25 protein-coding genes, 1 tRNA gene and 1 pseudogene are annotated in these 24,733 nt (G+C 71.0%); 14 read left to right on the top strand and 13 right to left on the bottom strand.

Going from position 1 to position 24,733, the window contains the following annotated elements:
- Positions 1-19: 19 nt before the first annotated feature.
- From FK530_RS18735 to FK530_RS18725, 3 genes are all read left to right on the top strand, one after another.
- On the top strand, positions 20-796 hold the full coding sequence (locus FK530_RS18735) for an SDR family oxidoreductase (RefSeq protein WP_146488500.1): 777 nt from the start codon (positions 20-22) through the stop codon (positions 794-796).
- The gene (locus FK530_RS18730) at positions 789-1,190 is read left to right on the top strand and encodes a GlcG/HbpS family heme-binding protein (RefSeq protein WP_146488499.1); all 402 of its coding nucleotides are present in this window, start codon (positions 789-791) and stop codon (positions 1,188-1,190) included. Before FK530_RS18735 ends, FK530_RS18730 begins: the two co-directional genes overlap by 8 nt.
- Positions 1,191-1,314: 124 nt before the next feature.
- Complete coding sequence (locus FK530_RS18725; protein ID WP_146488498.1) at positions 1,315-2,436, top strand: alpha/beta hydrolase; 1,122 nt, start codon at positions 1,315-1,317, stop codon at positions 2,434-2,436.
- Between the two features lie 192 nt (positions 2,437-2,628).
- Here the strand turns inward: FK530_RS18725 and FK530_RS18720 are convergent, their stop codons facing one another.
- Positions 2,629-4,176: an MFS transporter gene (locus tag FK530_RS18720; RefSeq protein WP_146488497.1), complete on the bottom strand. Its 1,548-nt coding sequence runs from the start codon at positions 4,174-4,176 to the stop codon at positions 2,629-2,631.
- A 91-nt stretch (positions 4,177-4,267) separates the two neighbouring features.
- Here FK530_RS18720 and FK530_RS18715 point away from each other — a divergent pair, with 91 nt between their 5' ends.
- Positions 4,268-4,819 carry a TetR/AcrR family transcriptional regulator gene (locus tag FK530_RS18715; protein WP_223120463.1) on the top strand — a complete coding sequence of 184 codons (552 nt, stop codon included), beginning with the start codon at positions 4,268-4,270 and terminating at the stop codon, positions 4,817-4,819.
- 55 nt (positions 4,820-4,874) lie between these two features.
- Here FK530_RS18715 and FK530_RS18710 read toward each other — a convergent pair whose 3' ends face one another.
- Both FK530_RS18710 and FK530_RS18705 read right to left on the bottom strand, forming a co-directional pair.
- Positions 4,875-5,180: a hypothetical protein gene (locus FK530_RS18710; RefSeq protein ID WP_146488495.1), complete on the bottom strand. Its 306-nt coding sequence runs from the start codon at positions 5,178-5,180 to the stop codon at positions 4,875-4,877.
- Between the two features lie 31 nt (positions 5,181-5,211).
- Positions 5,212-6,669 carry an alanine/glycine:cation symporter family protein gene (locus FK530_RS18705; RefSeq protein WP_146488494.1) on the bottom strand — a complete coding sequence of 486 codons (1,458 nt, stop codon included), beginning with the start codon at positions 6,667-6,669 and terminating at the stop codon, positions 5,212-5,214.
- A gap of 160 nt (positions 6,670-6,829) precedes the next feature.
- Here FK530_RS18705 and FK530_RS18700 point away from each other — a divergent pair, with 160 nt between their 5' ends.
- The 3 genes from FK530_RS18700 (at position 6,830) to FK530_RS18690 (ending at position 10,979) form a co-directional block, all read left to right on the top strand.
- Positions 6,830-7,600, top strand: a complete 771-nt coding sequence (locus FK530_RS18700) for an SDR family oxidoreductase (RefSeq protein ID WP_146488493.1) — start codon at positions 6,830-6,832, stop codon at positions 7,598-7,600.
- A gap of 44 nt (positions 7,601-7,644) precedes the next feature.
- A complete protein-coding gene (locus FK530_RS18695) occupies positions 7,645-9,285 on the top strand; it encodes a long-chain fatty acid--CoA ligase (protein WP_231706700.1) in 1,641 nt (546 codons plus the stop codon).
- Between the two features lie 137 nt (positions 9,286-9,422).
- On the top strand, positions 9,423-10,979 hold the full coding sequence (locus FK530_RS18690) for a molybdopterin-dependent oxidoreductase (protein ID WP_146488492.1): 1,557 nt from the start codon (positions 9,423-9,425) through the stop codon (positions 10,977-10,979).
- A gap of 21 nt (positions 10,980-11,000) precedes the next feature.
- Here FK530_RS18690 and glsA read toward each other — a convergent pair whose 3' ends face one another.
- On the bottom strand, positions 11,001-12,269 hold the full coding sequence (gene glsA, locus FK530_RS18685; protein ID WP_146488491.1) for a glutaminase A: 1,269 nt from the start codon (positions 12,267-12,269) through the stop codon (positions 11,001-11,003).
- 163 nt (positions 12,270-12,432) lie between these two features.
- Here glsA and FK530_RS18680 point away from each other — a divergent pair, with 163 nt between their 5' ends.
- The 3 genes from FK530_RS18680 to FK530_RS18670 all read left to right on the top strand — a co-directional run bounded on the left by FK530_RS18680 (position 12,433) and on the right by FK530_RS18670 (position 14,737).
- Positions 12,433-13,818: an aspartate aminotransferase family protein gene (locus FK530_RS18680; protein ID WP_146488490.1), complete on the top strand. Its 1,386-nt coding sequence runs from the start codon at positions 12,433-12,435 to the stop codon at positions 13,816-13,818.
- A 22-nt stretch (positions 13,819-13,840) separates the two neighbouring features.
- Positions 13,841-14,332 carry an SRPBCC family protein gene (locus FK530_RS18675; RefSeq protein WP_146488489.1) on the top strand — a complete coding sequence of 164 codons (492 nt, stop codon included), beginning with the start codon at positions 13,841-13,843 and terminating at the stop codon, positions 14,330-14,332.
- Positions 14,333-14,404: 72 nt separating this feature from the next.
- Positions 14,405-14,737, top strand: a complete 333-nt coding sequence (locus FK530_RS18670) for a hypothetical protein (RefSeq protein WP_146488488.1) — start codon at positions 14,405-14,407, stop codon at positions 14,735-14,737.
- Here the strand turns inward: FK530_RS18670 and FK530_RS18665 are convergent.
- Positions 14,734-15,513 (bottom strand): S-methyl-5'-thioadenosine phosphorylase, encoded by a 780-nt coding sequence (locus tag FK530_RS18665; protein WP_146488487.1) that lies wholly within the window; start codon positions 15,511-15,513, stop codon positions 14,734-14,736. The two genes, FK530_RS18670 and FK530_RS18665, sit on opposite strands and share 4 nt — an antisense overlap.
- Complete coding sequence (locus FK530_RS18660; protein WP_146488486.1) at positions 15,510-15,833, bottom strand: hypothetical protein; 324 nt, start codon at positions 15,831-15,833, stop codon at positions 15,510-15,512. The genes FK530_RS18665 and FK530_RS18660 overlap by 4 nt, the downstream gene beginning before the upstream one ends.
- Before the next feature lie 78 nt (positions 15,834-15,911).
- On the opposite strand from FK530_RS18660, the gene FK530_RS18655 reads away from it, so the two are divergent.
- On the top strand, positions 15,912-16,283 hold the full coding sequence (locus FK530_RS18655; RefSeq protein ID WP_146488485.1) for a PLD nuclease N-terminal domain-containing protein: 372 nt from the start codon (positions 15,912-15,914) through the stop codon (positions 16,281-16,283).
- Positions 16,284-16,375: 92 nt separating this feature from the next.
- Positions 16,376-17,170 (top strand): hypothetical protein, encoded by a 795-nt coding sequence (locus FK530_RS18650; RefSeq protein ID WP_146488484.1) that lies wholly within the window; start codon positions 16,376-16,378, stop codon positions 17,168-17,170.
- Positions 17,171-17,220: 50 nt separating this feature from the next.
- Here the strand turns inward: FK530_RS18650 and FK530_RS18645 are convergent.
- Positions 17,221-17,294, bottom strand: a tRNA-Gly gene (locus FK530_RS18645).
- A 76-nt stretch (positions 17,295-17,370) separates the two neighbouring features.
- Positions 17,371-17,964 carry a hypothetical protein gene (locus FK530_RS18640; protein WP_146488483.1) on the bottom strand — a complete coding sequence of 198 codons (594 nt, stop codon included), beginning with the start codon at positions 17,962-17,964 and terminating at the stop codon, positions 17,371-17,373.
- Between the two features lie 80 nt (positions 17,965-18,044).
- Here FK530_RS18640 and dcd point away from each other — a divergent pair, with 80 nt between their 5' ends.
- Positions 18,045-18,611 (top strand): dCTP deaminase, encoded by a 567-nt coding sequence (dcd, locus tag FK530_RS18635; protein WP_068524682.1) that lies wholly within the window; start codon positions 18,045-18,047, stop codon positions 18,609-18,611.
- Positions 18,612-18,620: 9 nt separating this feature from the next.
- Here the strand turns inward: dcd and FK530_RS18630 are convergent, their stop codons facing one another.
- From FK530_RS18630 to FK530_RS18620, 3 genes are read right to left on the bottom strand one after another with little or no spacing between them, the layout of a single operon-like run.
- Positions 18,621-20,414 (bottom strand): YibE/F family protein, encoded by a 1,794-nt coding sequence (locus FK530_RS18630; protein ID WP_231706699.1) that lies wholly within the window; start codon positions 20,412-20,414, stop codon positions 18,621-18,623.
- Positions 20,415-20,423: 9 nt separating this feature from the next.
- Complete coding sequence (locus FK530_RS18625) at positions 20,424-21,680, bottom strand: pyridoxal phosphate-dependent aminotransferase (protein ID WP_146488482.1); 1,257 nt, start codon at positions 21,678-21,680, stop codon at positions 20,424-20,426.
- A gap of 3 nt (positions 21,681-21,683) precedes the next feature.
- A complete protein-coding gene (locus FK530_RS18620; protein ID WP_146488481.1) occupies positions 21,684-22,706 on the bottom strand; it encodes an ABC transporter permease in 1,023 nt (340 codons plus the stop codon).
- Positions 22,707-22,802: 96 nt separating this feature from the next.
- On the opposite strand from FK530_RS18620, the gene FK530_RS18615 reads away from it, so the two are divergent.
- Entirely contained in the window at positions 22,803-23,384 is a 582-nt protein-coding gene (locus FK530_RS18615) for a TetR/AcrR family transcriptional regulator (protein ID WP_146488480.1), read from the top strand.
- Positions 23,385-23,462: 78 nt separating this feature from the next.
- Here FK530_RS18615 and FK530_RS18610 read toward each other — a convergent pair whose 3' ends face one another.
- Positions 23,463-24,131: a hypothetical protein gene (locus FK530_RS18610; protein ID WP_231706698.1), complete on the bottom strand. Its 669-nt coding sequence runs from the start codon at positions 24,129-24,131 to the stop codon at positions 23,463-23,465.
- A 45-nt stretch (positions 24,132-24,176) separates the two neighbouring features.
- Positions 24,177-24,733, bottom strand: a pseudogene (locus FK530_RS18605) (Fe-S oxidoreductase); the annotation flags it as partial.

Raw genomic sequence — 24,733 nt, 5'->3', positions numbered from 1 at the left:
AGTTAGTGAAGGAGAGATCGTGGCACAGCGCATACTCATCACCGGGGCGAGCTCCGGATTCGGTCGCGGGACCGCGCTCGAGCTCGCGCGGCAGGGTCACGAGGTCATCGCCGCCGCCGAGACCTGGCCGCAGGTCCGCGGGCTCCGCGCGGACGCCGCAGCGGCTGGCGTGCGGATCGAGGTCATCAAGCTCAACATCCTCGACGAGATCGATCTCGCGCACGCGGGCTCGTACGACCCCGACGTCCTCGTCCTCAACGCGGGCGTGATGGAGGGCGGATCGATCGTGGACATTCCGCTCCAGCGCGCCCGGGAGTCGTTCGAGATCAACGTCTTCGGCCACCTGCAGCTCGTGCAGAGCATCGTCCCGAAGATGGTGCGGCGCGGCGCCGGCAAGGTCGTCTGGACCTCCTCAATGGGCGGCATCCTCGTGGTCCCGTTCCTCGGCGTCTACTGCGCGACCAAGCACGCCATCGAGGCGATCGCAGGGTCGATGAAGGCCGAGCTCGAGCCCCTGGGCGTCAAGGTCGCCACCGTGAACCCGGGCGTCTTCGGCACCGGCTTCAACGACACCGGCGCCGAGAGCTACGTCCAGTGGTACGACCCCGACACCGCGGTGGTCCCGATGCCCGACTTCGGCGACAGCCTCGCCGGACAGGCCGATCCGCAGGAGATGATCGACGCGATGGTCGAGATCATCCCCGCGGAGGACCACCTCTACCGCACGATGCGGCCCGCGGACACCATCGAGGCCGCGAAGCAGTGGCAGGAGACGGAGTGGACGCAGCATGCCTGACATCACCCTGGACACTGCCCGACAGATCATCGACCGAGGTCGCGCGCGAGCCGCGGAACAGGGACTGAACGCCGTCTTCTCGGTGCTCGACCGCGGCGCCTCGCCCGTCGCCTTCGAGCGCATGGACGACGCCTGGCTGGCCTCGAACGACCTCGCGGTCGCTAAGGCCCGGACCGCGGTGATGTTCCGGATGCCGAGCGAGGACCTCGCCTCGCCGGTCGCGGTCGGTGAGGCGTACCCGCACTTCGATCACGTCCCGCGCGGCGGCCTGCTGCTCATGGGCGGCGGGGTCCCGCTGTTCGACGATGCTGGGGACCTGATCGGCGGGCTCGGGGTCTCGGGCGGCACGCCGGAGCAGGATGCGGCGCTCGCCCGCGCGGCCCGCGGGGACTGACATTCCTTCCGTCCGACGGGCCGCGGTCCGACCTCCTGTGGAGGACCGCGGTCCTGTGGAGGAACGGGCTTTCGAGCGCCGTCGACCGGGCGAGGTCGACGGCGCCGGGGCCTAGCGTGACGCCATGGTGGTCATCGACGAGACGGCGTGGCGCGGTACGCCCGCGGCGGCGTACGCCGGCTGGGCGTCGCGCCAGGATGCCGCCGCCGCGGCACTGGCCGTGGCGCTCGCGGCGGCGGAGCGTGAGATCCTCGCCGGGGGAGGAGGACTCGCGGAGCGGCTGGCGGCGATCGACCTGCCCGCGGCGGTGGGCGCACCGTCGATGCCCGTCCGAAGGACGGCGTCGCGCGACCGCGAGAATCGGCGGCGGCTCGCCGCCGACCTGGCCTTCCTGCGGGAGCGTGGTCGCCGTCGCGATCACGCGGAGGACGCGCGGCTCGCGGCGCTGGGCGCGCTGGAGGCCCGGATCGTCGCGCTGGAGGCGGGCGGGGAGACGGTGCAGCTCGTCGCGTACGAGTCGGGGGCGTTCGCGGGCGACGGGATCGCCGTCGTTGCGATCGGCGATCTGGACGCCGCGCAGAACGTGGGCGTCGTGGTGCCGGGGATGGGCACCACGCTCGGCTCGGTCACGGCGGTCCTGGGGAACGCCGAGAACCTGCTGGCGGAGGCGCGCCGGGCCGACCCGTCGCGCACCGTCGCGACGGTGGCGTGGATCGGCTACGACGCGCCGTCCGGGTGGGGGTCGGCGAAGGTGCTGGGCCGGTCCGCGGCGACACACGGCGCGGCCGCGCTGCAGCGCGACCTGCGGGAGATCGATGCGCTCGTCGAGGACCGGCGCGTCGTGGTCTTCGGGCACAGCTACGGCTCGACCACGGTGGCGACGGCGGGCGCCGACGGCGCGCTCGCGGGCACCGTCGACGCCATGGTCCTGCTCGGTTCGCCGGGCGCCGGCCCCGTGCGCTCGGCCGCCGAGCTGGGGATCCCGGTGTACGTGGCGCGCGACCCCGCCGATCCGATCCCGCAGGTCGCGCGGACCGACGGTGCGGCCCGCCTGGCGCGGCTGTTCGGGATCTACGTGGGGCTCGGAACCGACCCGGCGGCACCGTCGTTCGGTGCGACGGCGCTGCCCGCGGGCGAGCGGGCACTCCCCACGGCGGGCGCGCATTCCGGCTACTTCGCCGAGGGATCGCCGAGCCTGCGCGCCTTCGCCGAGGTGCTCATGGGAGGGGGCGGCGATGCCCGGTGATGCGGTGGACCCGGCGGCACTGGCGCGTGCCGCCCGGCGGTGGGAGGAGATCGCGGATTTCTTCGAGACTCGCGCGGCGCACTGGCGGACCCGGGCCGGGCCGCCGGAGGTGGCTGCGTTCGCCGCCCGCGCGGCCGCGACGCTCACCGGCCACGCGGAGGTGGCGAGCGCCGCGGCGCGGCGGCTGCGGGACTACTGCGCGACGGTCGTCGCGACCGACGAGGACGGTGCCCGCAGCGTGCGGTGCGCGATCCAGGCCGCAGCCAGCATGAGCACCACGCCGATCGCGGAGGTCACCGAGACGCCGGCGTCGAAGGCCTGACCGGCGGCCCGGACCAGCGCGTCGGCGGACTCGGCGGGCAGCTGCGTGGCGACGTGGTGCGCGCCGGCCAGCGTCTCGGACGCCGCCCCGGCCTGGTCGCCGCTCAGCCCCGCGGGAAGCACGAGCTTCGCGGCGTACGCACCGGCCAGGATCGAGCCCAGGACGGCCGTGCCCAGCACCGAACCGAGTTCGTACGCGGTCTCCGAAACGGCCGATGCCGCACCCGCCTTCTCGGCGGGCACCGACGAGACGATGAGGTCGTTCGACAGCGTCTCGGCGGCGCCGATGCCCACGCCGAGCATCGCGAAGGCGATGAGCACGGCGAGCGTGGAATCCGGCGAGGCGAAGGCCATCACCACGGCGTACGCGGCGGCGGAGACGAGCATGCCGCTTACCACCACGGTCGACGGGGCGATCCACCGCACGACCCGCACCACGTACAGGCCCGCGACCATCATCGTGATCAGCCCGGGGACCAGCGCCCAGCCGGCGTCCATCGGGCTCATCCCGACCACCAGCTGGAGGTGCTGCGAGACGAAGAACATGAAGCCGACCAGCGAGAAGACGCTGAGCAGGTTCACCGCGACGGCGCCGGAGAAGCGGCGGTCGGCGAACAGGCGCACGTCCAGCATCGGGTCCGGGCGGCGCAGCTGCCGGCGCAGGAACAGCGCGGTCGCCGTCGCGCCGACGGCCAGCGCCACCGCGACGACCACGAGGTCGCCGCCCTTGGCGAGCGTCTTGACGGCGTAGACGATCGGGGTCAGCGCGAGCAGTGAGAGCGCGATCGAGGCCGGATCGATGCGGCCCGGCTTCGGGTCGCGCGACTCGGGCACGAAGACCGGGGCGAGCGCGAGCAGCGGGATCAGCACCGGCACGGCCATGAGGAAGACCGAGCCCCACCAGAAGTGCTCCAGGAGGAAGCCGCCCACGATGGGGCCGAGCGCGGCACCGGCGGCGAAGCACGAGGCCCACACCGCGATCGCGAGCCGCCGCTGCTGCGGATCGGTGAAGATGTTGCGCAGCAACGAGAGCGTCGACGGCATCAGCATCGCGCCGAAGAAGCCCAGGCCCGCGCGGGCGGCGATGAGCGCCGCGGCCGTGGGGGCGTAGGCCGCGACCACGGACATCGCGGCGAAGCCGGTGGCGCCCAGGAGGAGCAGGCGGCGCCGTCCCCAGCGATCGCCGAGGCTGCCCATCGAGACGAGCAGGCCGGCGAGCACCAGCGGGTAGACGTCGATGATCCACAGCTGCTGCGCCGCGGTGGGCCCCAGCGTGGCGGCGATCGAGGGCAGCGCGAAGCCGAGCACGGTGCCGTCGATGGACACCAGGAGGACGGGAAGCATCAGGACCGCGAGCGCACCCCAATCGCGCACCGTGGCGCGCGGGGACGCGGTCGTGGTGGTGAGTGTGGTGGTCATGGCGGCACTTCCTGCGGTGTCGTTGTTTCGAGTACCGCGTTACTGTACCAGCTGGACGGTATAGAAACGAGAGACGACGATCACCCCTACGATGCGAGGTGTGCCGCCCCCTCCCGCCGCCCGCGCCAAGCTGCTCGACGCCTTCGTGAAGATCCTCATCGAGCACGGCGAACGCGCGGCTACGCTCGAGGCCGTCGCCGCGGAGGCCGGCGTCAGCAAGGGTGGCCTGCTCTATCACTTCGGATCGAAGAAGGCCCTGGTCGACGGCCTGTGCGACTGGCTGGACGAGCTGGTGGCCACGGACGTCGAGCTGATGGCCGCCGCGCCCGAGGGTGCCGTCGCCTACTACGTGCGCACCTCGAACTACGACGACTCCCCGCTCGATCGCGCGATCGTCGCGGTGCTCCGCCTGAGCCAGGCGGCGAACGATCGCGCCGAGCGCGCGATCCGGTCGATGCAGGACCGCTTCCTCGCGACGGTGCAGCAGGAGGTGCCCGACGAGGCCACCGCCCGCGCGGTCCTCCTCCTCGGTGATGGCCTGTACTACGACGCCGCCCTCAGCGGCGGCCGCCGCCGCGCCACCGATGCGCAGATGGCCGGCCTCCTCGCCGTCGTCGCCCGCATGGTCGACGGGGCCTCCTGACCCGCCGTCGGCCCTTCCGCTGCCCGCGGAATGCCCCGGCTACCCGTCGGGACGTCTATCGGTCCGCCATGGTGATCACTCGTCCGAACAGGCGGACATACCGAGTGCTTCGGATCGCAACGAGCAGGGCCGTGATCACCACGAGGCTGGCCGCCGCCACTCCGGCGCTGGCGTTTCGCTGGATTGCCACGGCGACGCCCGTCGACGCCGCCAGCGCTCCCGCCGACGTCCAGAACACCCACGCGAGCGAGGGGGCTCCGTTCTTTCGTCGATCGTGCTCTGCCGCAATGGTGTAGAAGTTCACCAGGAGGCAGACTGCGGCGATCGACCAGGCCGTCCACTGTGCGATGTCAGAAACCATCACCCTGTCCTACGACTTCCGGGGTCGCCCCTCAGCGGGCGGGCTCTGCCTCATCGACGGGGCCCCACACATCACCCGGCAGGTCGCCGGGGAGATTCGGGTTGCCGCGCCCGACGAACCGCTCGTCCACGCCGCGCTTGGTCATCGCGTCGTAGTCGCGGAGCGCGCCGAAGGCCCACGAGCCGAGCAGGGCGATCGCGACGAGGTTCACCGTGGCCATCAGCGCCATCGCGACGTCGGCGAGCATCCACACGGTGTCGAGCTCGGCGAGGGTGCCGACGCCGACTGCCGCGAGCACCAGGGTCTGGAGGACGCGCAGCCGCTGGCCCTCCAGCCCGAGGAAGTTGAGGTTGATCTCGGCGTAGGAGTAGTTGCCGATGATCGACGAGAAGGCGAAGACGAAGACCAGCAGCGCCATCGGCACCGTCGTCCACGCTCCGAGGACGGCGGAGATCGAATCCTGCGTGAGCACGGCGCCACCGGACTCCGGAGTGGTTCCCGGCGTGTAGATCCCGGAGACGAGCACGATGAAGGCCGTCGCCGTGCACACGATGATGGTGTCGACGAAGACGCCGAAGGACTGGATCAGGCCCTGCTTCGCGGGATGCGAGACGGTGGCCGTCGCGGCGGTGTTCGGCGCGCTGCCCATGCCGGCCTCGTTGGAGAACAGGCCGCGCTTCACGCCGTTGAGCAGGGCCGCGAGGATGCCGCCCGCGGTGCCGGCTAGGGCCTCGTCGAGGCCGAAGGCGCCGGCGACGATCTGTCGGATCACCTCGGGGAAGGCGGTGATGTTGAGCGCCACGATCACGAGTGCGAGGCCCACGTAGATCAGCGCCATCACCGGCAGGATCGCCTCGGCGACCTTGGCGATGCGGCGCACGCCGCCGTACAGGATGGGTGCGGTGATCACCATGAGCGCCACCGCGATCCAGGCGGTGTCGACGTGGAAGGTGGCGGCGAGCGAGCCGCCGATCGTGTTGGCCTGCACCATGTTGAAGGCGAATCCGAAGGCGAAGATCAGCAGCACCGCGAAGACCATGCCCCAACGGCGGGAACCGAGCCCGCGCTGGATGTAGTAGGCGGGGCCGCCGCGGAAGCTGCCGTCGGTGCCCCGCACCTTGAACAGCTGCGCCAGAGTGGCCTCGACGAACGCCGTCGCCATGCCGACGAGCGCGACGACCCACATCCAGAAGACCGCACCGGGCCCGCCGAGCACGAGCGCCACGCTCACACCGGCGATGTTGCCGGTGCCCACGCGCGATGCGAGGCCCACGCAGAAGGCCTGGAACGACGAGATGCCGCCCTCCGCGTCGGACCGGGACGAGCCGATAGCGCGGATCATGCTGGGCAGTAGGCGGACCTGGACGAAACGGGTTCGGATCGTCATGTAGGCGCCGACGCCCAACAGCAGGTAGATCAGGACCCAGTTGTAGAGATTGACGCTGAGCCAGCTGATGGCGGTGTCGATGTGCTCGAAGAGCGAGGTCATTCGTTCCTCTCATGAAGCGTGCGGTGATCCGATGATTTCATGCCCGGAAGCGGCACCGTCGTACCGCCCGGATCCGCGCCCGAGGGCGGCACCCGCCCCTAATTGAGTCCTGCTCAGTAGGGGGTTTACCCCGGCCTGACCAGCAGGTAGGTTGGACGCCATGCCATCGATCTTCATCTCCGGCGGTGCCTCGGGCATCGGTCGGGCCACTGCTCTGCGTTTCCTCTCCGAGGGGTGGACGGTGGGCGTCTACGACGTCAACGCCGTTGCGCTGGAGGAGTTGAAGGCCGAACACCCCGCGATCGTGACCGGCACGCTCGACGTGACCGACTACGGCCAGTGGGAGGCGGCGCTCGCCGATTTCACCCAGCACACCGGCGGCACCCTCACGGTGCTCGACAACAACGCGGGCGTCCTCTTCAGTGGCGATCTCGACGAGATCACGCCGGAGCAGATCAAGCTCCAGATCGACATCGACGCCCTCGGCGTCACCTACGGCGCCAAGGCGGCGCTGCCGTACCTCACCGGTGTCGAGGGCGCGCACCTGGTGAACATCAGCTCCGCGTCGGCGATCTACGGCCAGCCGGGCATCGCGACCTACAGCGCCGCGAAGTTCTACGTGGCAGGCTTCACCGAGGCGCTGGAGCTGGAGTGGGAGAAGCACGGTATCCGCGTGGTCGCGATCTGGCCGCTGTGGGCGAAGACGGCGCTGGCGGACACCGACGCCAAGAGCACGCGCACGCTCGGCGTGAACATCACGCCCGAGGAGGTCGCCGATCAGGTCTGGAACTCCGTACACCCCTCGATCCGGGTGCCCTTCCTGCCCCGGATCCACTATTCCGTCGGAACCCTGACCACGTTGCTGTCCAATTCGAGTAAATTCGCCCCGAGGTCGGTCGTGCGCTTGGTCAACCAGATCACCAGCCAGTAGTGCCACCGGCTGCATTTCCCATCCGAGAAGGAGTCTCCACCACCGTGATTGCGACCACCATGCAGGACGGCGAGCTGACGATCGCCCGTCTTGTCGAGTACAGCCGCCGCGTCTTCCCCGAGGCAAAGATCACCACGTGGACCGGTGAGGGCCTGCGCGACCTGTCCTTCGCCGAGGTCGGGGACAAGGCCGCACAGCTCGCCCACGCCCTGACCAAGCTGGGCGTGCAGCGGGGCGACCGCGTCGCGACGTTCATGTGGAACAACAACGAGCATCAGGTGGCGTACGCCGCCGTGCCCGCGATGGGCGCCGTGCTGCACACCCTGAACCTGCGCCTCTCGCCCGAGCAGGCGGTGTTCATCATCAACCAGGCCGACGACAAGGTGATTCTCGTCGACGCCTCCGTCGCGCCGCTGCTCGGCAAGTACCTGGCCGCGACCCCGAACGTCCAGCACGTGATCGTCGCGAACGGCCCGAAGGAGGCGCTCGAGGCGCCCGAGGGCATCACGGTGCACTCCTTCGACGAGCTGATCGCCGGTGAGCCCACCACCTTCGCGTGGCCCGAGATCTCGGAGCGCGACGCCGCGGTCATGTGTTACACCTCCGGCACCACGGGCGACCCCAAGGGCGTCGTCTACAGCCACCGCAGCATCTGGCTGCACTCGATGCAGGTGAACTCGTCGTCGGGCATGGCGCTCGGCAACGCCGATTCCGTGCTCGCGATCGTCCCGATGTTCCACGTCATGAGCTGGGGCCTGCCCTACGCGGCGATGATGGGCGGCATCACGCTGATCATGCCCGACCGCTTCCTGCAGCCCGAGCCGCTGCTGCAGATCCTCGACGCCACGAAGGCCACCTTCGCGGCCGCCGTGCCCACCATCTGGGCCGGCGTCGCCGCGCAGCTCGCCGCCAAGCCGCAGGACATCTCGCACCTGCGCGAGGTCGTCGTCGGCGGAGCCGCGGTGCCCCCGTCGATGATCCGCACCTTCGACACGCTCGGCACCCGCATCGTGCACGCCTGGGGCATGACGGAGACCTCCCCGCTGGGCTCGGTCTCGCGCCCGCCCTTCGGCATCTCCGCCGAGGACGAGTTCGGCTACCGCGTCACGCAGGGCCGCTTCCCCGCGTCGGTCCAGGCCCGTCTCATCGACGACGAGGGCAACGAACAGCCCTGGGACGGTGAGGCATCCGGCGAGCTCGAGGTGCGCGGCCCCTGGATCACGGGCGCGTACTACTCGCCCGAGGGCAACGTCTCCGACGAGTCGAAGTTCCACGACGGCTGGCTCCGCACCGGCGACGTGGCGTCGATCAGCCCGGACGGCTTCATGACCATCCGCGACCGCACCAAGGACATGATCAAGACCGGCGGCGAGTGGATCAGCTCCGTCGAGCTCGAGAACACGGTCATGAGCAACCCGACCATCGCCGAGGCCGCCGTCGTCGCCGTGCCCGACGAGAAGTGGGACGAGCGTCCCTTCGTGCTCGCCGTCGTCAAGGACGCCGCCGACGCCGATGTCGCCGCGCAGCGCGCCTTCCTCGAGGACAAGCTGCCCAAGTGGCAGATCCCCGAGCGGTGGGCCTTCGTCGCCGAGGTCCCGAAGACCTCGGTCGGCAAGTTCGACAAGAAGCTCATCCGCGCCGAGTACGCCGACGACACCTACACCGTGGTCGACTCGCGCAGCTGATGCGGGAGTAGCTGGACCGACGGGGCCGTCGCAGCCGGAAGGCTGCGGCGGCCCTTGTCCTTCCCCCGATTCTTACGATTCCGTGAGGTGTGCGGGCGACGCTCGCGGGCGCAGCCTCCGCGTGCCACGCTGGATCCATGACCGAGGAGTCCGCGAGTCCGGCCGGGCGGGGTGCACAACGAGGGGACGCCGCGCTGGCGGGTGTCCTCGCCGGCGCGGCCGGGCTGGCGGTGTCGGAGCTCGTCGCCGCCGTCGTCGCGCCCGGGTCCAGCACCCTTTTCACGGGCGGCGCGGCGGTCATCGACGCCGCGCCGCCGTGGCTCAAGGACTTCGCCGTCGAGTACTTCGGTACCGCCGATAAGGCCGTCCTCCTCGGCGTGATGGGCGTTGTTCTCGCCCTGGGCGCCGCGGTCGCGGGTCTGCTCGAGCTCCGCCGGCCGCCCTGGGGATCGGTGCTGTTCGGGGTGGTCGGGATCGTGGGAACGTGGACGGCGCTCACGCGGCCCGAGGCGACTCCGCTGTGGGCCGCGCCGAGTCTCGTGGGCATCGGAACGGCGCTCGTCGTGCTGCGTCTCGCGATGCGGCGGCTGTGGCCCGGATCGTCGGGTGAGGGAGCCGGCGCCGCCACGCTGGACCGGAGGGGCTTCCTCGTCGTCGCCGGCGCGGCCGCCGGTACGACGGTGCTCGCCCTCGTCGGGGCCCGCCTGCTTTCGGCCGGCGCGGTCGCGGTGAAGTCGGCGCGGGAGACTCTCCGTCTGCCGTCGCCGACGACGCCGGCGGCCGCCGTCCCGGCGGGCGCCGACCTGGGGATCGACCGGCTCACCCCCTATGTCACGCCCGCGGCGGACTTCTACCGCATCGACACCGCGCTGCGGGTGCCGCAGCTCGATCCCGCCGAGTGGTCGTTGGACGTGCACGGCATGGTCGACGAGCCGTTCACCCTCACCTGGGACGAGCTCCTCGCGCTGCCGCTGGAGGAGCACTACGCGACGCTGGCGTGCGTCAGTAACGAGGTGGGCGGCGACCTCATCGGCAACGCCCTCTGGCGCGGCTACCCGATCCGGTCCCTACTGGAACGGGCGCGACCGCGCGCCGGGGCCGACATGGTGCTCTCGCGCAGCAGCGACGGTTTCACCGCGGGGACGCCGCTCGAGGTGCTGCGCGATCCCGCCCGTGCGTCGTTGCTCGCCATCGGGATGAACGGCGAGCCGCTGCCCGTGATCCACGGTTTCCCCGCCCGGCTCGTGGTCCCCGGCCTCTACGGTTACGTGTCGGCGACGAAGTGGGTGACCTCGCTCAAGGTCACCACGTTCGCGGCCGACCAGGGCTACTGGACGCCGCGGGGCTGGTCGGCGCTCGGCCCGGTCAAGGTCTCCTCGCGCATCGACGTGCCGCGCGGAATGGTCTCCGCTGGCGCGGTGACGGTGGCCGGGGTCGCCTGGGCGCAGCACACCGGCATCGGCCGGGTGGAGGTCCGTGCCGATTCCGGCCCGTGGGTCCCCGCGCGTCTCGCGGACACCGTCGGGCCGGACACCTGGCGGCAGTGGAGCGCCTCGATCCCGCTCGACCGCGGCGAGCACACGCTCGAGGTCCGCGCCACCGACGCGAACGGGATGCTCCAGACCGACGCGCAGGCACCGCCCGCCCCCGACGGTGCCACCGGGTGGCACCGCGTCGTGGTCACCGCACGATGACCCGACGGGTCGCCGAGAACGTCAGTCCCCGAGACGGTTCGCCGTGCACAGGCTCGACGGGTCCTGCACGATCACGCGCACGCCGTAGCCCACATCGGAGGCGAGCTGGTTGAGGAGGTAGGCGGACACCGTCGAGATCCGGGTGACGTCGGTGAGGTCGAGCACGATGGTGCTGCCGCTCTGCGCATGGCCGAGGCTCAGCGCCTCGTGCACGACCTCCTCGACGGCCACGAAGTCGACCTCGCCGCGCAGTCGCAGCACGACGCGACCGGTGGCCGGATCCGTCGTGACGGCGGCGACGGCGCTCACCGGGTTCATCGACCGGCTCAGCAGGTGCAGGCCGAATTCACTGCTCATCCGCTGCAGCACCGCGACGCCGCGGCTGGAGTTGCCGGCCTCGTCGAGCGGCGGGCTGAAGACGCAGATACCGTACTCGCCCGGCGTCGCGGCGACGATGCCGCCGCCGACCCCGGACTTCGCCGGGATCCCGACCGACACCATCCAGGCCCCGGACCGGTCGTACATGCCGCAGCCCGTCATCACCGAGAGCACGTGCTGCGCGACCGCCGTGCTCACCACCCGCTCGCCGGTGACCGGGTTGACGCCGCCGTTGGCGAGGGTGCCGCCCATCACCGCGACGTCGTGGGCGTCGACCAGCAGCGAGCACTGCCGGAAGTACGGATCGAGCGCGTCCTCGATCGGCACGCGCAGCGCGTCCGTCGATTTGGCGAGCGCCGCGAGGGCGAGGTTGCGGAAGCCGGTGTCCGACTCCGAGCGGTAGACGGCCTCATCGAGTTCCAATTCGCGACCGGCGAAGCGCGACAGGCCGTCCCGGATCGTGGCGAAGCGCTCGGCACCGTCGGACCCGGGGATCAGCGAGGTCGAGACGATCGCCCCCGCGTTGATGAGCGGGTTCTCGGGCCGGCCCGAGGGGTCGAAGCTGATGCCGTTGAAGGCCTCGCCGCTGGGCTCGACCCCGATCCGCGCGCACACCGCCTCCACACCGAGCGCCTCCAGCGCCAGCGCGTAGACGAAGGGTTTGCTCATCGACTGGATGGTGAACGGGACGCGGTAGTCGCCGGCGCCGTAGCTGTGCCCGTGCACCGACACCGAGGCGACTCCGAAGGCCTCCGGATCGGCCGTCGCCAGCTGGGGGATGTAGTCGGCGACCGCGCCGGGGTGCTCCTCGCGGCGCACGTCGTCGAGCACGCGGGCCATCGCCGCGTTGACGGGGTTGTCGGTGAACCCGGTGAGTCCGCCGGGCTGTCGTTCCGTGCTCGTCCCACTCATACTGCAAAGCTATCCGACGGGGCGTCGCGGCGTCGGCCGCGACGAATCGGGCCGGAAGCGGCGGGTATCGTTGCAGTCACCGTGACGTGACCAGGTGAGCAGCGCATACCCGCGGATACCGCCAGAGAAGCATTGCCGCAGACATTTTCTTGGAGTAACAGCTATGACGAACACGCTGCCCGACGGCCGGAACCTCGACGACGCGATCGCCGCAGGATCCCGCGCCTACGAGCTCGACCGCGCCCACGTCTTCCACTCGTGGTCGGCGCAGGCGCAGATCACCCCGATGACGATCCTCGCCTCCGAGGGCTCGTACGTGTGGGACGGCGAGGGGCGCAAGCTCCTCGACTTCAGCTCGCAGATGGTCAACACCAACATCGGCCACCAGCACCCGAAGGTCGTCGCGGCCATCGCGGAGCAGGCCGCGAAGATCTGCACCATCGCGCCCCAGCACGTCAACGAGTCCCGCAGCGAGGCCGCGCGGCTCATCGCCGAACGCACCCCGGGCGATCTGGACAAGGTCTTCTTCACCAACGGCGGCGCCGACGCCGTGGAGCACGCCATCCGCATGGCCCGCGTCCACACCGGGCGCCGCAAGGTGCTCAGCCGCTACCGCAGCTACCACGGCGGCACCGAGCTGGCGATCAACGTCACCGGCGATACCCGCCGCTTCGCGAGCGACTTCGGCGGCGAGTCCGTCGCCCACTTCGACGGCCCCTTCCTCTACCGCAGCTCCTTCTACGCGGAGACCGAGGAGCAGGAGTCGCAGCGCGCGCTCGAGCATCTGGAGCGCACCATCGTGCTCGAGGGCCCGGCGACCATCGCCGCGATCATCCTCGAGGCGATCCCCGGCACGCCCGGCATCATGGTCCCGCCGCCCGGCTACATGGCCGGCGTCCGGGAGCTGTGCACCAAGTACGGCATCGTCATGATCGCCGACGAGGTCATGTCCGGCTTCGGCCGCACGGGCAAGTGGTTCGCGATCGAGCACGGCGCGACCGCCGCCGGTCCCGTCGTGCCCGACCTGCTGACCTTCGCCAAGGGCGTGAACAGCGGCTACGTGCCGCTCGGCGGCGTCGCCATCGGTGCCGAGATCGCCGCGACCTTCGCCGACAAGCCCTACCCGGGCGGCCTGACCTACTCGGGCCACCCCCTCGCTACCGCCTCGGCGGTCGCCACGATCAACGCCATGGCCGAGGAGGGCATGGTCGAGAACGCCGCGACGATCGGCGACGAGATCATCCGCCCCACGCTCGAGCAGTTCAAGGCCACGCACCCGTCCGTCGGCGACGTGCGCGGCGAGGGCGTCTTCTTCGCCATCGAGCTGGTGCGCGACAAGGAGACCCGCGAGCCGCTCGCGCCCTACGGCGGCAGCAGCCCCGCGATGAACGAGACCATCGGTGCGCTCAAGAAGGGCGGCCTGCTGCCCTTCGCCAACTACAACCGCATCCACGTCGTGCCGCCGTGCAACGTCTCCGCCGAGGAGGCCCGCGAGGGTCTCGCCATCATCGACGAGGCGCTCAACGTCGCGGACGCGCACACCGTCTGACCGCCGAACCCAGGAGCCCGACATGCCCGCTCTCAAGCCCGTCCTCCCCGCCGAACTGCAGGCCGGGCGTCCCGGTGTGTACGAGTTCTCGGTGCGCTCCGCGCGCCCCGTCGACTGGGTGTGGGGTGAGCTGACCTCGGACCGACCGCTGCACTGGTGCAAGGGGATACGGAAGATCGAGTGGACCAGCCCGCGGCCCTTCGCCGCCGGCTCCACCCGCCGGGTGCACCTCGGCCCGGGCATCAGCGCCGACGAGATCTTCTACTCCTGGGAGGAGTCGGAGACGCTGTGCGAGAAAGCCTTCTACGTGCAGTCCGCCACCGCCCCCGGCCTGGCGCGGCTCGCGGAGAAGTACCGCGTCGAGGCGCACCCCGACGGCGGCTCCGTGTTCACCTGGACGCTGCTCATCGAACCGATCGGCGGCGACCGAGCGATCGGGCTCAGCGGGTTCCCGGTGGGCCTGATCGTCAAGTGGCTCCAGCGCGACACCGAGCGCTACCTCGGCTCGGCGTAGCCGCTAGCACTCCAGAATCCGCACGGTCGAATCGGGTCGTGCGGATTCTGTATTTCGCGCTATAGTCGCCGCATGTATCCGGACACGCCGCAGGTAACCGTGGAATCGCCCGGGGTCCCGGGATTCTTCATTGTGGGCGCGGTGATCTTCGCGGTGTTCTTTCTGAGCATCCTGACGCTGATCATCGTGACCGGGGTCAAGAACTATCGTGCGGCCAAGGAGAAGGGGCAGGACATCTTCACCTTGGAGACGGACCTGCAGGTGCAGGCGCTGCAGAGCCGCGCCCTCGGCGCGGAGCGCACGATCGAGGAGCGGCTCGCGGAGATCGAGGACCTCGCGGAACGCGGTGTGATCGACGCCGATGAGCGCGCCGCGGCCCGCGCGAAGATCCTCGCCGACGGCTAGACCCACACCGGATCCAGCCCTGCCGGCAGGTCGTGATCGCCCGCGGCGCAGTCGCACTTCGCGGCGGAATCGGTCGCGGCGATGGTCTTCGTGAGCACGTCGGTCAGCCGCGGCAGGTTGCGGGTGAACTCGGCGAGGACGTCCTCGGTGCGCACGCCGGTGCCTGCTTCGATGCCCGCGTCCAGGTCCGTGACCAGCGCGATCGACGCGTAGCAGAGCTTCAGTTCGCGGGCCAGCGCCGCCTCGGGCAGGCCGGTCATGTTCACCAGGTCCCAGCCCTGCGCCGCGTACCAGCGGCTCTCCGCGCGGGTCGAGAAGCGTGGCCCCTCGATGACGACCATCGTCGACGCCGCCCGGTCCGCGTGCGGCGCCGCCGCCGCGCGCAGGGCGGGGCAGTACGGGTCGGCGAAGCTCACGTGCACCCCGCCACCGTCGAAGTAGGTCGACGACCTGCCGCTCGTCCGGTCGACGAGCTGCTCGGGGATCGCGATCGTTCCCGGCCCCGCGGTGGGGTCCAGGCTCCCGACGGCGCACGGGGCGAGCACCTTGCGCACCCCGAGGCTGCACAACGCCCAGAGGTTCGCCCGGTACGGCACGGTGTGCGGCGAGAACTCGTGGCCGCGCCCGTGCCGGGGGAGGAAGGCGACCTCGCGGCCGGCGACCTCGCCGACGGTGATCGGCGCGCTCGGCCGCCCGTACGGAGTGTCGACGGTGCGCTGCTCGCTCTCGCCCGGCAGGAACCGGTACAGCCCGGTCCCGCCGATGACGCCGATCATGCGCGGCCGCCGAGCCGGCCGCGGACGGCCTCGGCGACCTCGTCGGGCCGTCCCACCTCGAAGAACTGCTCCGAACCGTCGCCCAGGGTGACGCAGAGCCGCTGCCGGGTCCGCTTGAACAGGCCGACCGTCTCCTCGACGGTCCCCGCGGCCGCGACGTGCTTGAGCTGGACCGCGAACGGGGTGCCCTGCACCTTCGACGCGATGCCCGCCGGGCGGAATCGCAGGTGCGTGTCGGTCAGTTCGAGGTGTCCGCGGACGGCGCCGGAGCGCTTGCCGATGCTGAGGGAACGGGCCGCCGGCCAGCTGAGATCGCTCACGCTGCCACAATAGGTCGAGTCGTGGGCGGGGTTCGCGGTAGCATCGGCTATCCGTTTTCCTAAGGGTGGGGGTTCAAGATGCCGTACTTCGGTGCGCTGGTGATGCTGATGTGGGTGGCCGCCCTCATCGACGTGATCGTCTCGGACGAGTACCGGGTCCGCCACCTGCCCAAAGGCGGCTGGCTGATCATCGTCATCCTGATCCCACTCGCCGGCTCCCTGATCTGGTTCCTTCTGGGCCGGCCCGTCGGGGCCCCTGCGGGCGGCGGCGCACCGTCGCGCGCCACGGGATTCCCCGAGTACGAGCGCCCGGGCCGGCACATCGCCCAGTACCCGGACGACGACGACGAGTTCCTGCGGCAGTGCCGTGAGCGCGCCGAGCAGCAGCGCCGCCGGGCCAAGGAGATGGACGCCCGCAACCACCCGGACGCACCCGAGGACAAGGACTGAACGCCGTCCCGCCGCGCGGGGTGGGCACGATCTACCGTTCGTCCCTCGCGGTGCTCCGCGCGAACCCGGGGCCCACGTTCGGGATAGCGGCCGTGCTGATCAGCACGATCGCCGCACTCGGCGTGCTGGCCCGGCTCCCGCTCATCCGGGACCCCCGCTGGACCCCGTCGGCCGACCAGGACAGCCTCCAGGTCGTGGTGACGCTGGGCTTCTACCCGGCGGGGACGATGCTGGTGACGCTCGTGTGGATGCTCGTCAGCGTCGCCGTGACGGCGATGGGCTCGATCGTCGCCTATCGGCACCTCGCGGGGGAGCGGACCACGCTGCGTCTGGCGTGGCGGCAGTCCAGGCCGCGCCTGGCTTCCGCACTGGGCCTCGGTGTCCTGGACGGGGTGGTCGTCCTCGTGCCGGTCGTCCTCGCCGCCGCGCTCGCGATCGCCCTCGCCGTGCGCGCCGGGCCGGAGTCCGCCCGCCTGACCACGACGGTGCTGTTCGCCGTCGCGGCCGTCGTGGTGCTCGCCGCCCTGCCGACGCTCGTGATCGCGGGGCCGATGCTCGTGCTCGAGAAACTGCGGCCCGTCGACGCGCTGTGGCGCGCAGTCGAGCTGCAGCGGCACGGTTACTGGCGCCTGCTCGGCCGCGTGATCTGCACCTACGTGCTGGTGGGCGTGGTCTCGACCGTCGTGGGGCTGCCGTTCACCCTCGCCGCCCTCGAAGCGCGGCCCGGCGACGACATCGCCTCCCAGACCCTCACCAGCCTCCTGCTCGGGAACGTCGGCTGGGTGGTCGGGCAGCTCGCGGTGCTGCCGTTCCTCATCGTGACCAACGCGCTCTTGTACGTCGACCAGAAGTCGCGGAGCGCGACGGCGGAAGCGGCCGACGCCTGAGGCGCACTCGCCCCGAACGATGAAGACCGGCCCGCTGCGCGGACCGGTCCTGGAGCCGATGACGGGAATCGAACCCGCGCTACCTGCTTGGGAAGCAGGAGTTCTACCATTGAACTACATCGGCAGTCGCGGCACCGTCGGTGAGCGGTGCCGCGCGTAACGGCAACACTAGCACGGGCACCGTCGGGTCCGGCGAGCCGTCACCACCGGTCGAAACTCTGCGCCGAGACGAAGAAGCCGTGCTCCCCGCGCCGGCAGGTCACGCCCCGGGTCTCGGACACGCAGCTCACGCCGCCCGCGGTCACGCCGTGTCCGTACTCCAGGGTCTTCTGGTCGGGCACCACCATGAAGAACAGGCCCTGGTTGAAGCACGACGGCGTGAACGCACCACCGTCCTGGGAGACGTAGCCCTTCGACAACCGATCCCGCGGCATCGTCCCGTGATCGCAGTCGGCGCCCGGCGGGATCGCAGTGGTCGTGAAGACCTGGCAGCCCACGGTGGCCGAGTCGAGCCCGCACGCGATGTTGCGGCTCGGCGTGAAGAAGTAGACGCCCCGACCGGACGCGGGGCGATACCGGTCCGGTGGATCGGCCACCGTCGCGGCCTGCGGGGAGGGCGATGCGGGCGTCGGGGGTGCGACGGTGTCGGACGCCGTGACCGGCGCCGATGCGGTCGTCTCCGAGGCGGTGACCGGCGGCGGGACCGTGCCCGTCGGCGGACCGTCGGACCCGGAGCCGCACGCCGACACCGCGATGGCCAGGAGGGCGGGGAGCACGATCCGTGCGAGCTTCATGCCCTGTGGTCGGTGCGCGGGCCGGGATCGTTACCCGTGGCAACGCTCGGGGCCGTGGTGGCCTGCCTTACGCTGAACCCGTGCTGCTCTCCGATCGCGACATCCGCGCCCATGTGGAATCCGGCCGCCTGGGGATCGACCCCTTCGACCCGCAGATGGTGCAGCCGTCCAGCGTCGACGTGCGGCTCGACGGCCTGTTCCGGGTCTTCAACAACACCCGGTACACGCACATCGACCCCAAGCAGCGACAGGACGAGCTGACCTCGCTGGTCGAGCCCGCCGAGGGAGAGCCCTTCGTGCTGCACCCCGGTGAGTTCGTCCTCGGCTCCACCCTCGAGGTGTGCAGCCTGCCCGACGACCTCGCCGGCCGCCTCGAGGGCAAGTCCTCGCTGGGGCGCCTCGGCCTGCTGACGCACTCGACGGCCGGCTTCATCGACCCCGGCTTCTCCGGGCACATCACGCTGGAGCTGTCGAACGTCGCGAACCTGCCGATCACGCTGTGGCCGGGCATGAAGATCGGCCAGCTCTGCCTGTTCCGGCTCACCAGCCCGGCGGAGAACCCCTACGGCAGCTCGTCGGTGGGCTCGAAGTACCAGGGCCAGCGCGGCCCGACGCCCTCGAAGGCGTATCTCAACTTCCAGAGCTGACTTCCCGGCTCAGTCAGCCGAATGCCGGCCGCGCCGCGGCGAGGGATCCTGCGCGGGCGGGTCGGGCAGCACCGGCGGGCGAGGCTGCGGCCGCGGGGGCGCGGGAATCGGCTCGTCCGGCAGGCGTCGCCGGCCCGGCCGCGGCGCGGGCTGCTGCGTCGGTGACGGGGCCTGGCGCGGCTGCCCTGCCTCGGGCCGGGAGTCGGCGCTCGAGACGGGACGGGACGCCGCGGGGCGGGACGCCGCGGGGTGCGGGGCGACGGGGAACTGTCCGGTCGGCGGCGCCACGGGTGCGGATCCCTGTTCGACCGTCGCGGACCGTCGGGCGGGCGCCGCGTCGTCGGCGGGAGCCGACGCCGTCACGGGCTTGGCGGTCCGACGGGGCCGCACGGGGATGTCCTCCGGGTCGGCGTCCGGGTGGCTCTGCGAGTAGCGCTTCGCGGCCTCGGGGCTCACGGCCACCCGCTTCGGCTTCGCGAGCAGGGTGGCGATCGCCGTGGTCAGCGGCACGGACAGCGCGAGGCCGATGCCGCCGACGAAGGCGCGAACCAGCTCGATCGCCACGGAGTCCGACGTGAGCACCTGGCCCAGCGGCCGGCCCGCGATGGAGAACAGCAGGAGCAGCGGCAGCGCGGTGCCGACGTAGGCGAAGACCAGGGTGTAGACCGTCGACGCGATGTGGTCCCGGCCCACCCGCATGGCCGAGAGGAAGGTGCGGCGCCGCGAGGACTTCGGGGAGAGCTTCGCGAGCTCGAAGGTCGCCGACGACTGCGTGATCGTCACGTCGTTGAGCACGCCCAGCGCGCCGATCACGAAGCCCGCGAGCAGCACCCCGGACGTCGAGACCGTGGAGGCGTACGCCTGCAGACTGGTGGTGTCCTCACTGCTCAGGCCCGTGACCTGGGTGGTGGCCGTCGCGAGCCAGGCGAGGACCCCGCACACCGCCAGCGAACAGAGCGTGCCCAACAGGGCCGCCGATGTCCGCAGCGAGACGCCGTGCGCCAGGTACAGGACCAGGTAGAGGATCACCGCCGACGCGACCAGCGCCACCCACACGGCCGAGTGTCCGTCCAGGATCGACGGCAGCGCGAAGAAGACGATCACCACGCCCGAGAGTGCGAGACCGAGCAGCGCCCGCAGCCCGCGCCACTGCGCCACCGCGATCACGACGGCCGCGAAGACCAGGCCCCACACCCACAGCGAGACGCCGCGCGCGTAGTCGTAGAAGGCGTAGTTCGACGGTGAGCCCGCCACGCCGCCGCCGTTCCAGCTCATCATGATCTTCGTGCCGGGCGAGAGGTCGGGCTGCCCGGTCCCGGGCGTGGCCGGACGCGACAGGTCCACGCCCGACGGTGCCGCATCCGGCGAGGCGGTCTGCCCGGGCACGGCGGAGACGTTGGTGCGCTGCGTGCCGATCGAGAACACGGTCCACTTGCCGGCGTCCGGGCCGCTGGTGATCTTGACGGAGCTGTTGAGGCAGCCGCCGTCGGCGTTGAGGACCGGATGCGGCTCCGTGTCGCTGAGCTGGCCGTTGCCCGACGGCGAGAAGTTGCAGTCGCCGACCAGCTGCTCGGAGACCTCGCCCTTCGCCAGGGTCGGCGTCTGCGGCCCCGAGGGCACGCTGACGCGGATCTGCGACGGCCAGAGCAGGATCACGCCCGCCACGACGAGGACGCCGATGACGGCGAGCAGCCCGACGACGACCCGCGACGCCCATCTCCCCAGCGAGATGGTGGTCAGCGAGTGGCTGTGCACGTGCGCTGCGGCGTCGTCGTGCACGTCGTGGTCGTGGTCGGCTGTCACGCCGACACCCTACTTCTGCTTGTAGGAACTCAGGAAGTTGCCGAAACGATCGAGGGCCTCGGCCAGGTCACGGGCCCAGGGGAGCGTCACAACACGCAGGTGGTCGGGCGTGGGCCAGTTGAAGCCGGTGCCCTGGACCAGGAGGATCTTCTCCTGGTTGAGCAGGTCGAGGACCATCTGCTCGTCGTCGCGGATGTCGTGGACCTCCCGATCCAGCTTGGGGAAGGCGTAGAGGGCGCCCCGGGGCTTCACACAGCTCACGCCGTCGATCTGGTTGAGCTTCTCGAAGGCCACGTCGCGCTGCTCGAGCAGGCGCCCGCCCGGCAGGATCAGGTCGTTGATCGACTGGTAGCCGCCGAGCGCCACCTGGATGGCGTGCTGCGCGGGAACGTTGGGGCACAGGCGCGTCGACGCCAGCAGGGTCAGGCCCTCGATGAAGCCGGACGCGTGATCCTTGGGGCCGGTGAGCACCATCCAGCCGGCGCGGTAGCCGCACACGCGGTAGGCCTTGGACAGCCCGTTGAAGGTGCACACCAGCAGGTCCGGGGCGAGCTCGGCGATGGAGATGTGCTGCGCGTCGTCGTAGAGGATGCGGTCGTAGATCTCGTCGGCGAGTACGAGCAGCGAGTGCTTGCGCGCCACCTCGACGATCTGCTGCAGCGTCTCGCGGGAGTAGACCGCGCCCGTGGGGTTGTTCGGGTTGATCACCACGATCGCCTTGGTGCGCGGTGTGATCTTCGCCTCGATGTCCTCGACCGACGGGTTCCAGCCGTTGTCCTCGTCGCACAGGTAGTGCACCGGTGTGCCGCCGGAGAGCGAGGTCATGGCCGTCCACAGCGGGTAGTCGGGTGCGGGGATGAGGACCTCGTCGCCGTTGTTCAGCAGCGCCTGCAGCGTCATCGTGATCAGCTCGGAGACGCCGTTGCCGAGGTACACGTCGCCGATGTCGAAGTACGGGAAGTCCTGGACCTCCTCGTAGCGGGTCACCACGGCCCGTCGGGCGGAGGCGATCCCCTGCGACTCGCTGTAGCCCTGCGAGGTGGGCAACGCGTGGATCATGTCGCGCACGATGGAGTCCGGCGCCTCGAAACCGAAGGTCGCCGGGTTGCCGATGTTCAGCTTGAGGATGCGGTGCCCCTGCGCCTCGAGCCGAGCCGCCTGTGCCACCACGGGTCCACGGATCTCGTACAGCACGTTCTGCAGCTTGGCGGACTGCTCGAGCGGCTTGAGTTCGGTGCGGATGTGGGGCACATGCGGTCGGCTCATGAGCTATATCGTCGCAGGCTGCGGCAAATCCTTTTCGGTCACCTCGCCGTTGTCCGACGGTGCGCCGCGTTCCGCGCGGTGCCTGGCCGCGCCGATGACGAGCAGGGCGTAGCCCACGACGATCCACGCTCCGAGCACCGCGAAGGCCGCGCCGGCCCCGGCGCCGATCAGGCCACCGTCGGCGAAGAAGGCCGCGCTGCGCAGCGCCGTGCCCGTGGCGCCGATCGGCAGACTCTGGCCGAGCACCGCCCAGACGTGCGGCAGGAACTCCGGCGGCATCGCGATGCCCGCCAACGGCATGCCGATCAGCATGAACAGCAACGCGGCGGGGCCGATGCCCTTGGTGCCGAGGAGGGAGACCAGGCCGGCCACCGTCGCGCCGATGGCGAGCATGCCCGCGCTCATCGCGAGCCACTGGCCCCAGAAGCCTCCGGGCAGGACGCCGATCCACATGGCCGCGCCGACCGCGGCGCCGCCGACGACCGCGGCGCCGATCGGCAGCGCGGCGGCGACGATCTTCGGGTGGCCGCCGATCATCACGGTGGCCAAAGCCAGGACCATGCCGGAGAGGAAGACGGGCATCACGATGGAACCGAAGCCCGCGCCGCGCGGATCGTCGGCGGAGAGCGGCGCGACCTCGACGGTCTGCACCTTCTGGCCCTGGGCCAGCGCGGTGGACATCTGGGTGATCATCGGTGCGACGGCGGGCGAGGCGCCGCTCGCGACGACGGCCTTGGGTTCGGTGCCGGGGCCTCCGGGGACAAGGCCGCCGTAGACCTCGCGGTCCTGCGCGGCCCGCACGAGCGCGGCCTCCGAGCCGTAGGCGCGGACGTCGAAGCCGCCGGGCTGTTGCGCGTCCAGACGCTGCTCGACCTGCTGCGCGGCCGCTTCCGGCCCGACGACGCCGATCGGCAGGTCGTGGGGCTTGCCGTGCGAGGCGGGGCCGGTGAACAGCAGGACGATGAGGGGAATGGCGATCGCCAGCGCGGCGAAGGCCGCGGCGAGCGTGGCGTGGGACTTGCTCATGAGAGCCTCCGAGGTAATTCAACGTGTGATGAAACGACGGTACGACCGCGTGCGCCTGGAAGTCAACACTCGTTGAAATACTGTTAGGATCGCCGCATGGCGACGGGCAGACGGGCGGGCACCAGTACCGCGAAGGCGGACATCCTCGAGGCGGCGCGTGAGCTCTTCGCCGAGGTGGGGTACGACCGCGCCACGATCCGCGCCATCGCGAGCCGCGCGGGCGTCGACGTGGCCCTGGTCTCGTACTACTACGGCAACAAGAAGGGCCTGTTCCGGGGCGTGATGAGCATGCCGGTCGACCCGGAGGAGATCTTCACCGCCGCGCTCGACGGCCCGCGCGAGGGCATGGGGGAGCGCCTGGTGCGCGCGGCGCTCACGGTATGGGAGGGGCCGGAGACGTCCGAGGCGTTCCGAGCGCTGCTGCGCGCCGCGATCAACGCGGACGAGGGCGCGGCCAACACCTTCGGCGAGTTCCTGTCGTCGGTGATGATTCCGACGCTGACCAAGCATTCGGGCGTCACGATCGAGACGGCGCGGATCGTCGCCAGCACGATGTTCGGGCTGGCCTTCCTGCGGTACCTGATCGCGGCGCCGCTGTTCGTCGAGCCGTCGCCCGAGGAGCTGATCGCGACGTACGGCGCCGCGATTCAGCGGATCGTCGACGGCGCCGAGGGCTGATCCGCCGCGGAACCGGCCGAATACTCGCCGACGATCGATGTACGACGCCCCGAGGCGGGAATCGGCCGGTTTCCAGAGCTAGTCGCGCGGTGGCAGGATCTCGGTCGGTTCCAGCACCTCGGACTCCGCAGTGGGCGCCGCGGGCGGTACCTGCGGCGCCGCGGTCGCGGTCTGCGGATCCTCCTCGTCGCCGAGGTTGTGAAAGGCGCGCCCCAGCTCCTCGGAGACGTTGATGATCCGGGCCTTCTTGACCTCGGGCTTGTCGATCTCTTTGGCCACGTACTGCGCGATGAAACGGCGGATCTCCGAGTCGACGCTCGCGACGACGCGGACGATCGAGCCGCGGATCGTGCGCGACTCGACGTCGACCCACACGTCCTTGGGCTTGGGCGGGTCGACCTCGATGCGCAGCTCCAGCGGTGCCGCGGCCCGCACGGTGAGCGGCAGCGTGATGAGGCCGGCCACGTCGTAGCGGATCCGGTCCACCTTGAGGTCGATCAGCAGGCCGATGCGCAGCGGGATCTTCACCGTGAAGGTGATGAGCTCGCCCACCTGGCGGGTGAGCTGCGGCTCGTCGATCTCGACCTGCGCCCACACCTTGGCGACCCCACCGGGACCCGACGGGATCGGGCCCACGGTGAAGTCGCCGCCGGCGATGTCGGAGAACGCGGAGCCCACGCGCTCCTCGTTGACGGCGATCTCGAAGAACCGCCGCCCGAACTCCTCGTATGTCACGTACTCAGGCACGCGTACATCCTGCCGCAGAAGCGATAGCCATTCGGGGAGCTTCGATCACTTCCTGCCGCCGGGGCGCTTCGCGCCCGCCGCGATCCCGAAGCCCTTGGCCTTCGACTCGCCCTCCGTCGACACCGTCCGGTCGCTGCCGCCCGACGGTGCCTTCGGCTGGTCGGCGGGGGTTTCCGGGGCCGACGGCGCCGCCTCCGGCGCCGCCGTGGGGGCCTCCGCCGGGGCTTCGGCCGCGGGTTCGGGTGTGACCGGCGTCTCAGCCGGTGCGGGCGCCGAATCCGTCACAGGCGCTGGTTTCGGAGCACCCGGCTTCTTGGCACCGGGGCGCTTGGCGCCCGCGGCGATGCCGAAGCCGGCGGCCTTGGACTCGCCCGGAGTCGTGACCGTGCGATCCTCGGCGGGAGCGGACTCCGCCGCGGGGGCCGGGGCCTCCGGAGCCGGCGTCTCGGCCGCGGGTGCGGCAGGAGCCGCCGCCGCAGGCTTCGGAGCGCCGGGCTTCTTCGCGCCCGGACGCTTCGCGCCACCCGCCAGGCCGAGGCCGACCGCGGGCTTCGCGGGTGCGGCGGGTGCGTCGGTCGCGGGTGCCTCGGCCGCCGGAGCGG

It is taken from the genome of Tsukamurella conjunctivitidis, from assembly GCF_007858475.1.
Classification (GTDB): domain Bacteria; phylum Actinomycetota; class Actinomycetes; order Mycobacteriales; family Mycobacteriaceae; genus Tsukamurella; species Tsukamurella conjunctivitidis.
The sequence above is the reverse complement of the archived record's forward strand: the minus strand, read 5'-3'. Positions and strand labels throughout refer to the sequence as shown.

Coding starts and splice junctions, on each gene's coding strand:
- FK530_RS18730 (WP_146488499.1), top strand. CDS start 789: ATGCCTGACATCACCCTGGACACTGCCCGACAGATCATCGACCGAGGT.
- FK530_RS18725 (WP_146488498.1), top strand. CDS start 1,315: ATGGTGGTCATCGACGAGACGGCGTGGCGCGGTACGCCCGCGGCGGCG.
- FK530_RS18720 (WP_146488497.1), bottom strand. CDS start 4,176: ATGACCACCACACTCACCACCACGACCGCGTCCCCGCGCGCCACGGTG.
- FK530_RS18715 (WP_223120463.1), top strand. CDS start 4,268: ATGCGAGGTGTGCCGCCCCCTCCCGCCGCCCGCGCCAAGCTGCTCGAC.
- FK530_RS18710 (WP_146488495.1), bottom strand. CDS start 5,180: ATGGTTTCTGACATCGCACAGTGGACGGCCTGGTCGATCGCCGCAGTC.
- FK530_RS18705 (WP_146488494.1), bottom strand. CDS start 6,669: ATGACCTCGCTCTTCGAGCACATCGACACCGCCATCAGCTGGCTCAGC.
- FK530_RS18700 (WP_146488493.1), top strand. CDS start 6,830: ATGCCATCGATCTTCATCTCCGGCGGTGCCTCGGGCATCGGTCGGGCC.
- FK530_RS18690 (WP_146488492.1), top strand. CDS start 9,423: ATGACCGAGGAGTCCGCGAGTCCGGCCGGGCGGGGTGCACAACGAGGG.
- glsA (WP_146488491.1), bottom strand. CDS start 12,269: ATGAGTGGGACGAGCACGGAACGACAGCCCGGCGGACTCACCGGGTTC.
- FK530_RS18680 (WP_146488490.1), top strand. CDS start 12,433: ATGACGAACACGCTGCCCGACGGCCGGAACCTCGACGACGCGATCGCC.
- FK530_RS18675 (WP_146488489.1), top strand. CDS start 13,841: ATGCCCGCTCTCAAGCCCGTCCTCCCCGCCGAACTGCAGGCCGGGCGT.
- FK530_RS18670 (WP_146488488.1), top strand. CDS start 14,405: ATGTATCCGGACACGCCGCAGGTAACCGTGGAATCGCCCGGGGTCCCG.
- FK530_RS18665 (WP_146488487.1), bottom strand. CDS start 15,513: ATGATCGGCGTCATCGGCGGGACCGGGCTGTACCGGTTCCTGCCGGGC.
- FK530_RS18655 (WP_146488485.1), top strand. CDS start 15,912: ATGCCGTACTTCGGTGCGCTGGTGATGCTGATGTGGGTGGCCGCCCTC.
- FK530_RS18640 (WP_146488483.1), bottom strand. CDS start 17,964: ATGAAGCTCGCACGGATCGTGCTCCCCGCCCTCCTGGCCATCGCGGTG.
- FK530_RS18625 (WP_146488482.1), bottom strand. CDS start 21,680: ATGAGCCGACCGCATGTGCCCCACATCCGCACCGAACTCAAGCCGCTC.
- FK530_RS18620 (WP_146488481.1), bottom strand. CDS start 22,706: ATGAGCAAGTCCCACGCCACGCTCGCCGCGGCCTTCGCCGCGCTGGCG.
- FK530_RS18615 (WP_146488480.1), top strand. CDS start 22,803: ATGGCGACGGGCAGACGGGCGGGCACCAGTACCGCGAAGGCGGACATC.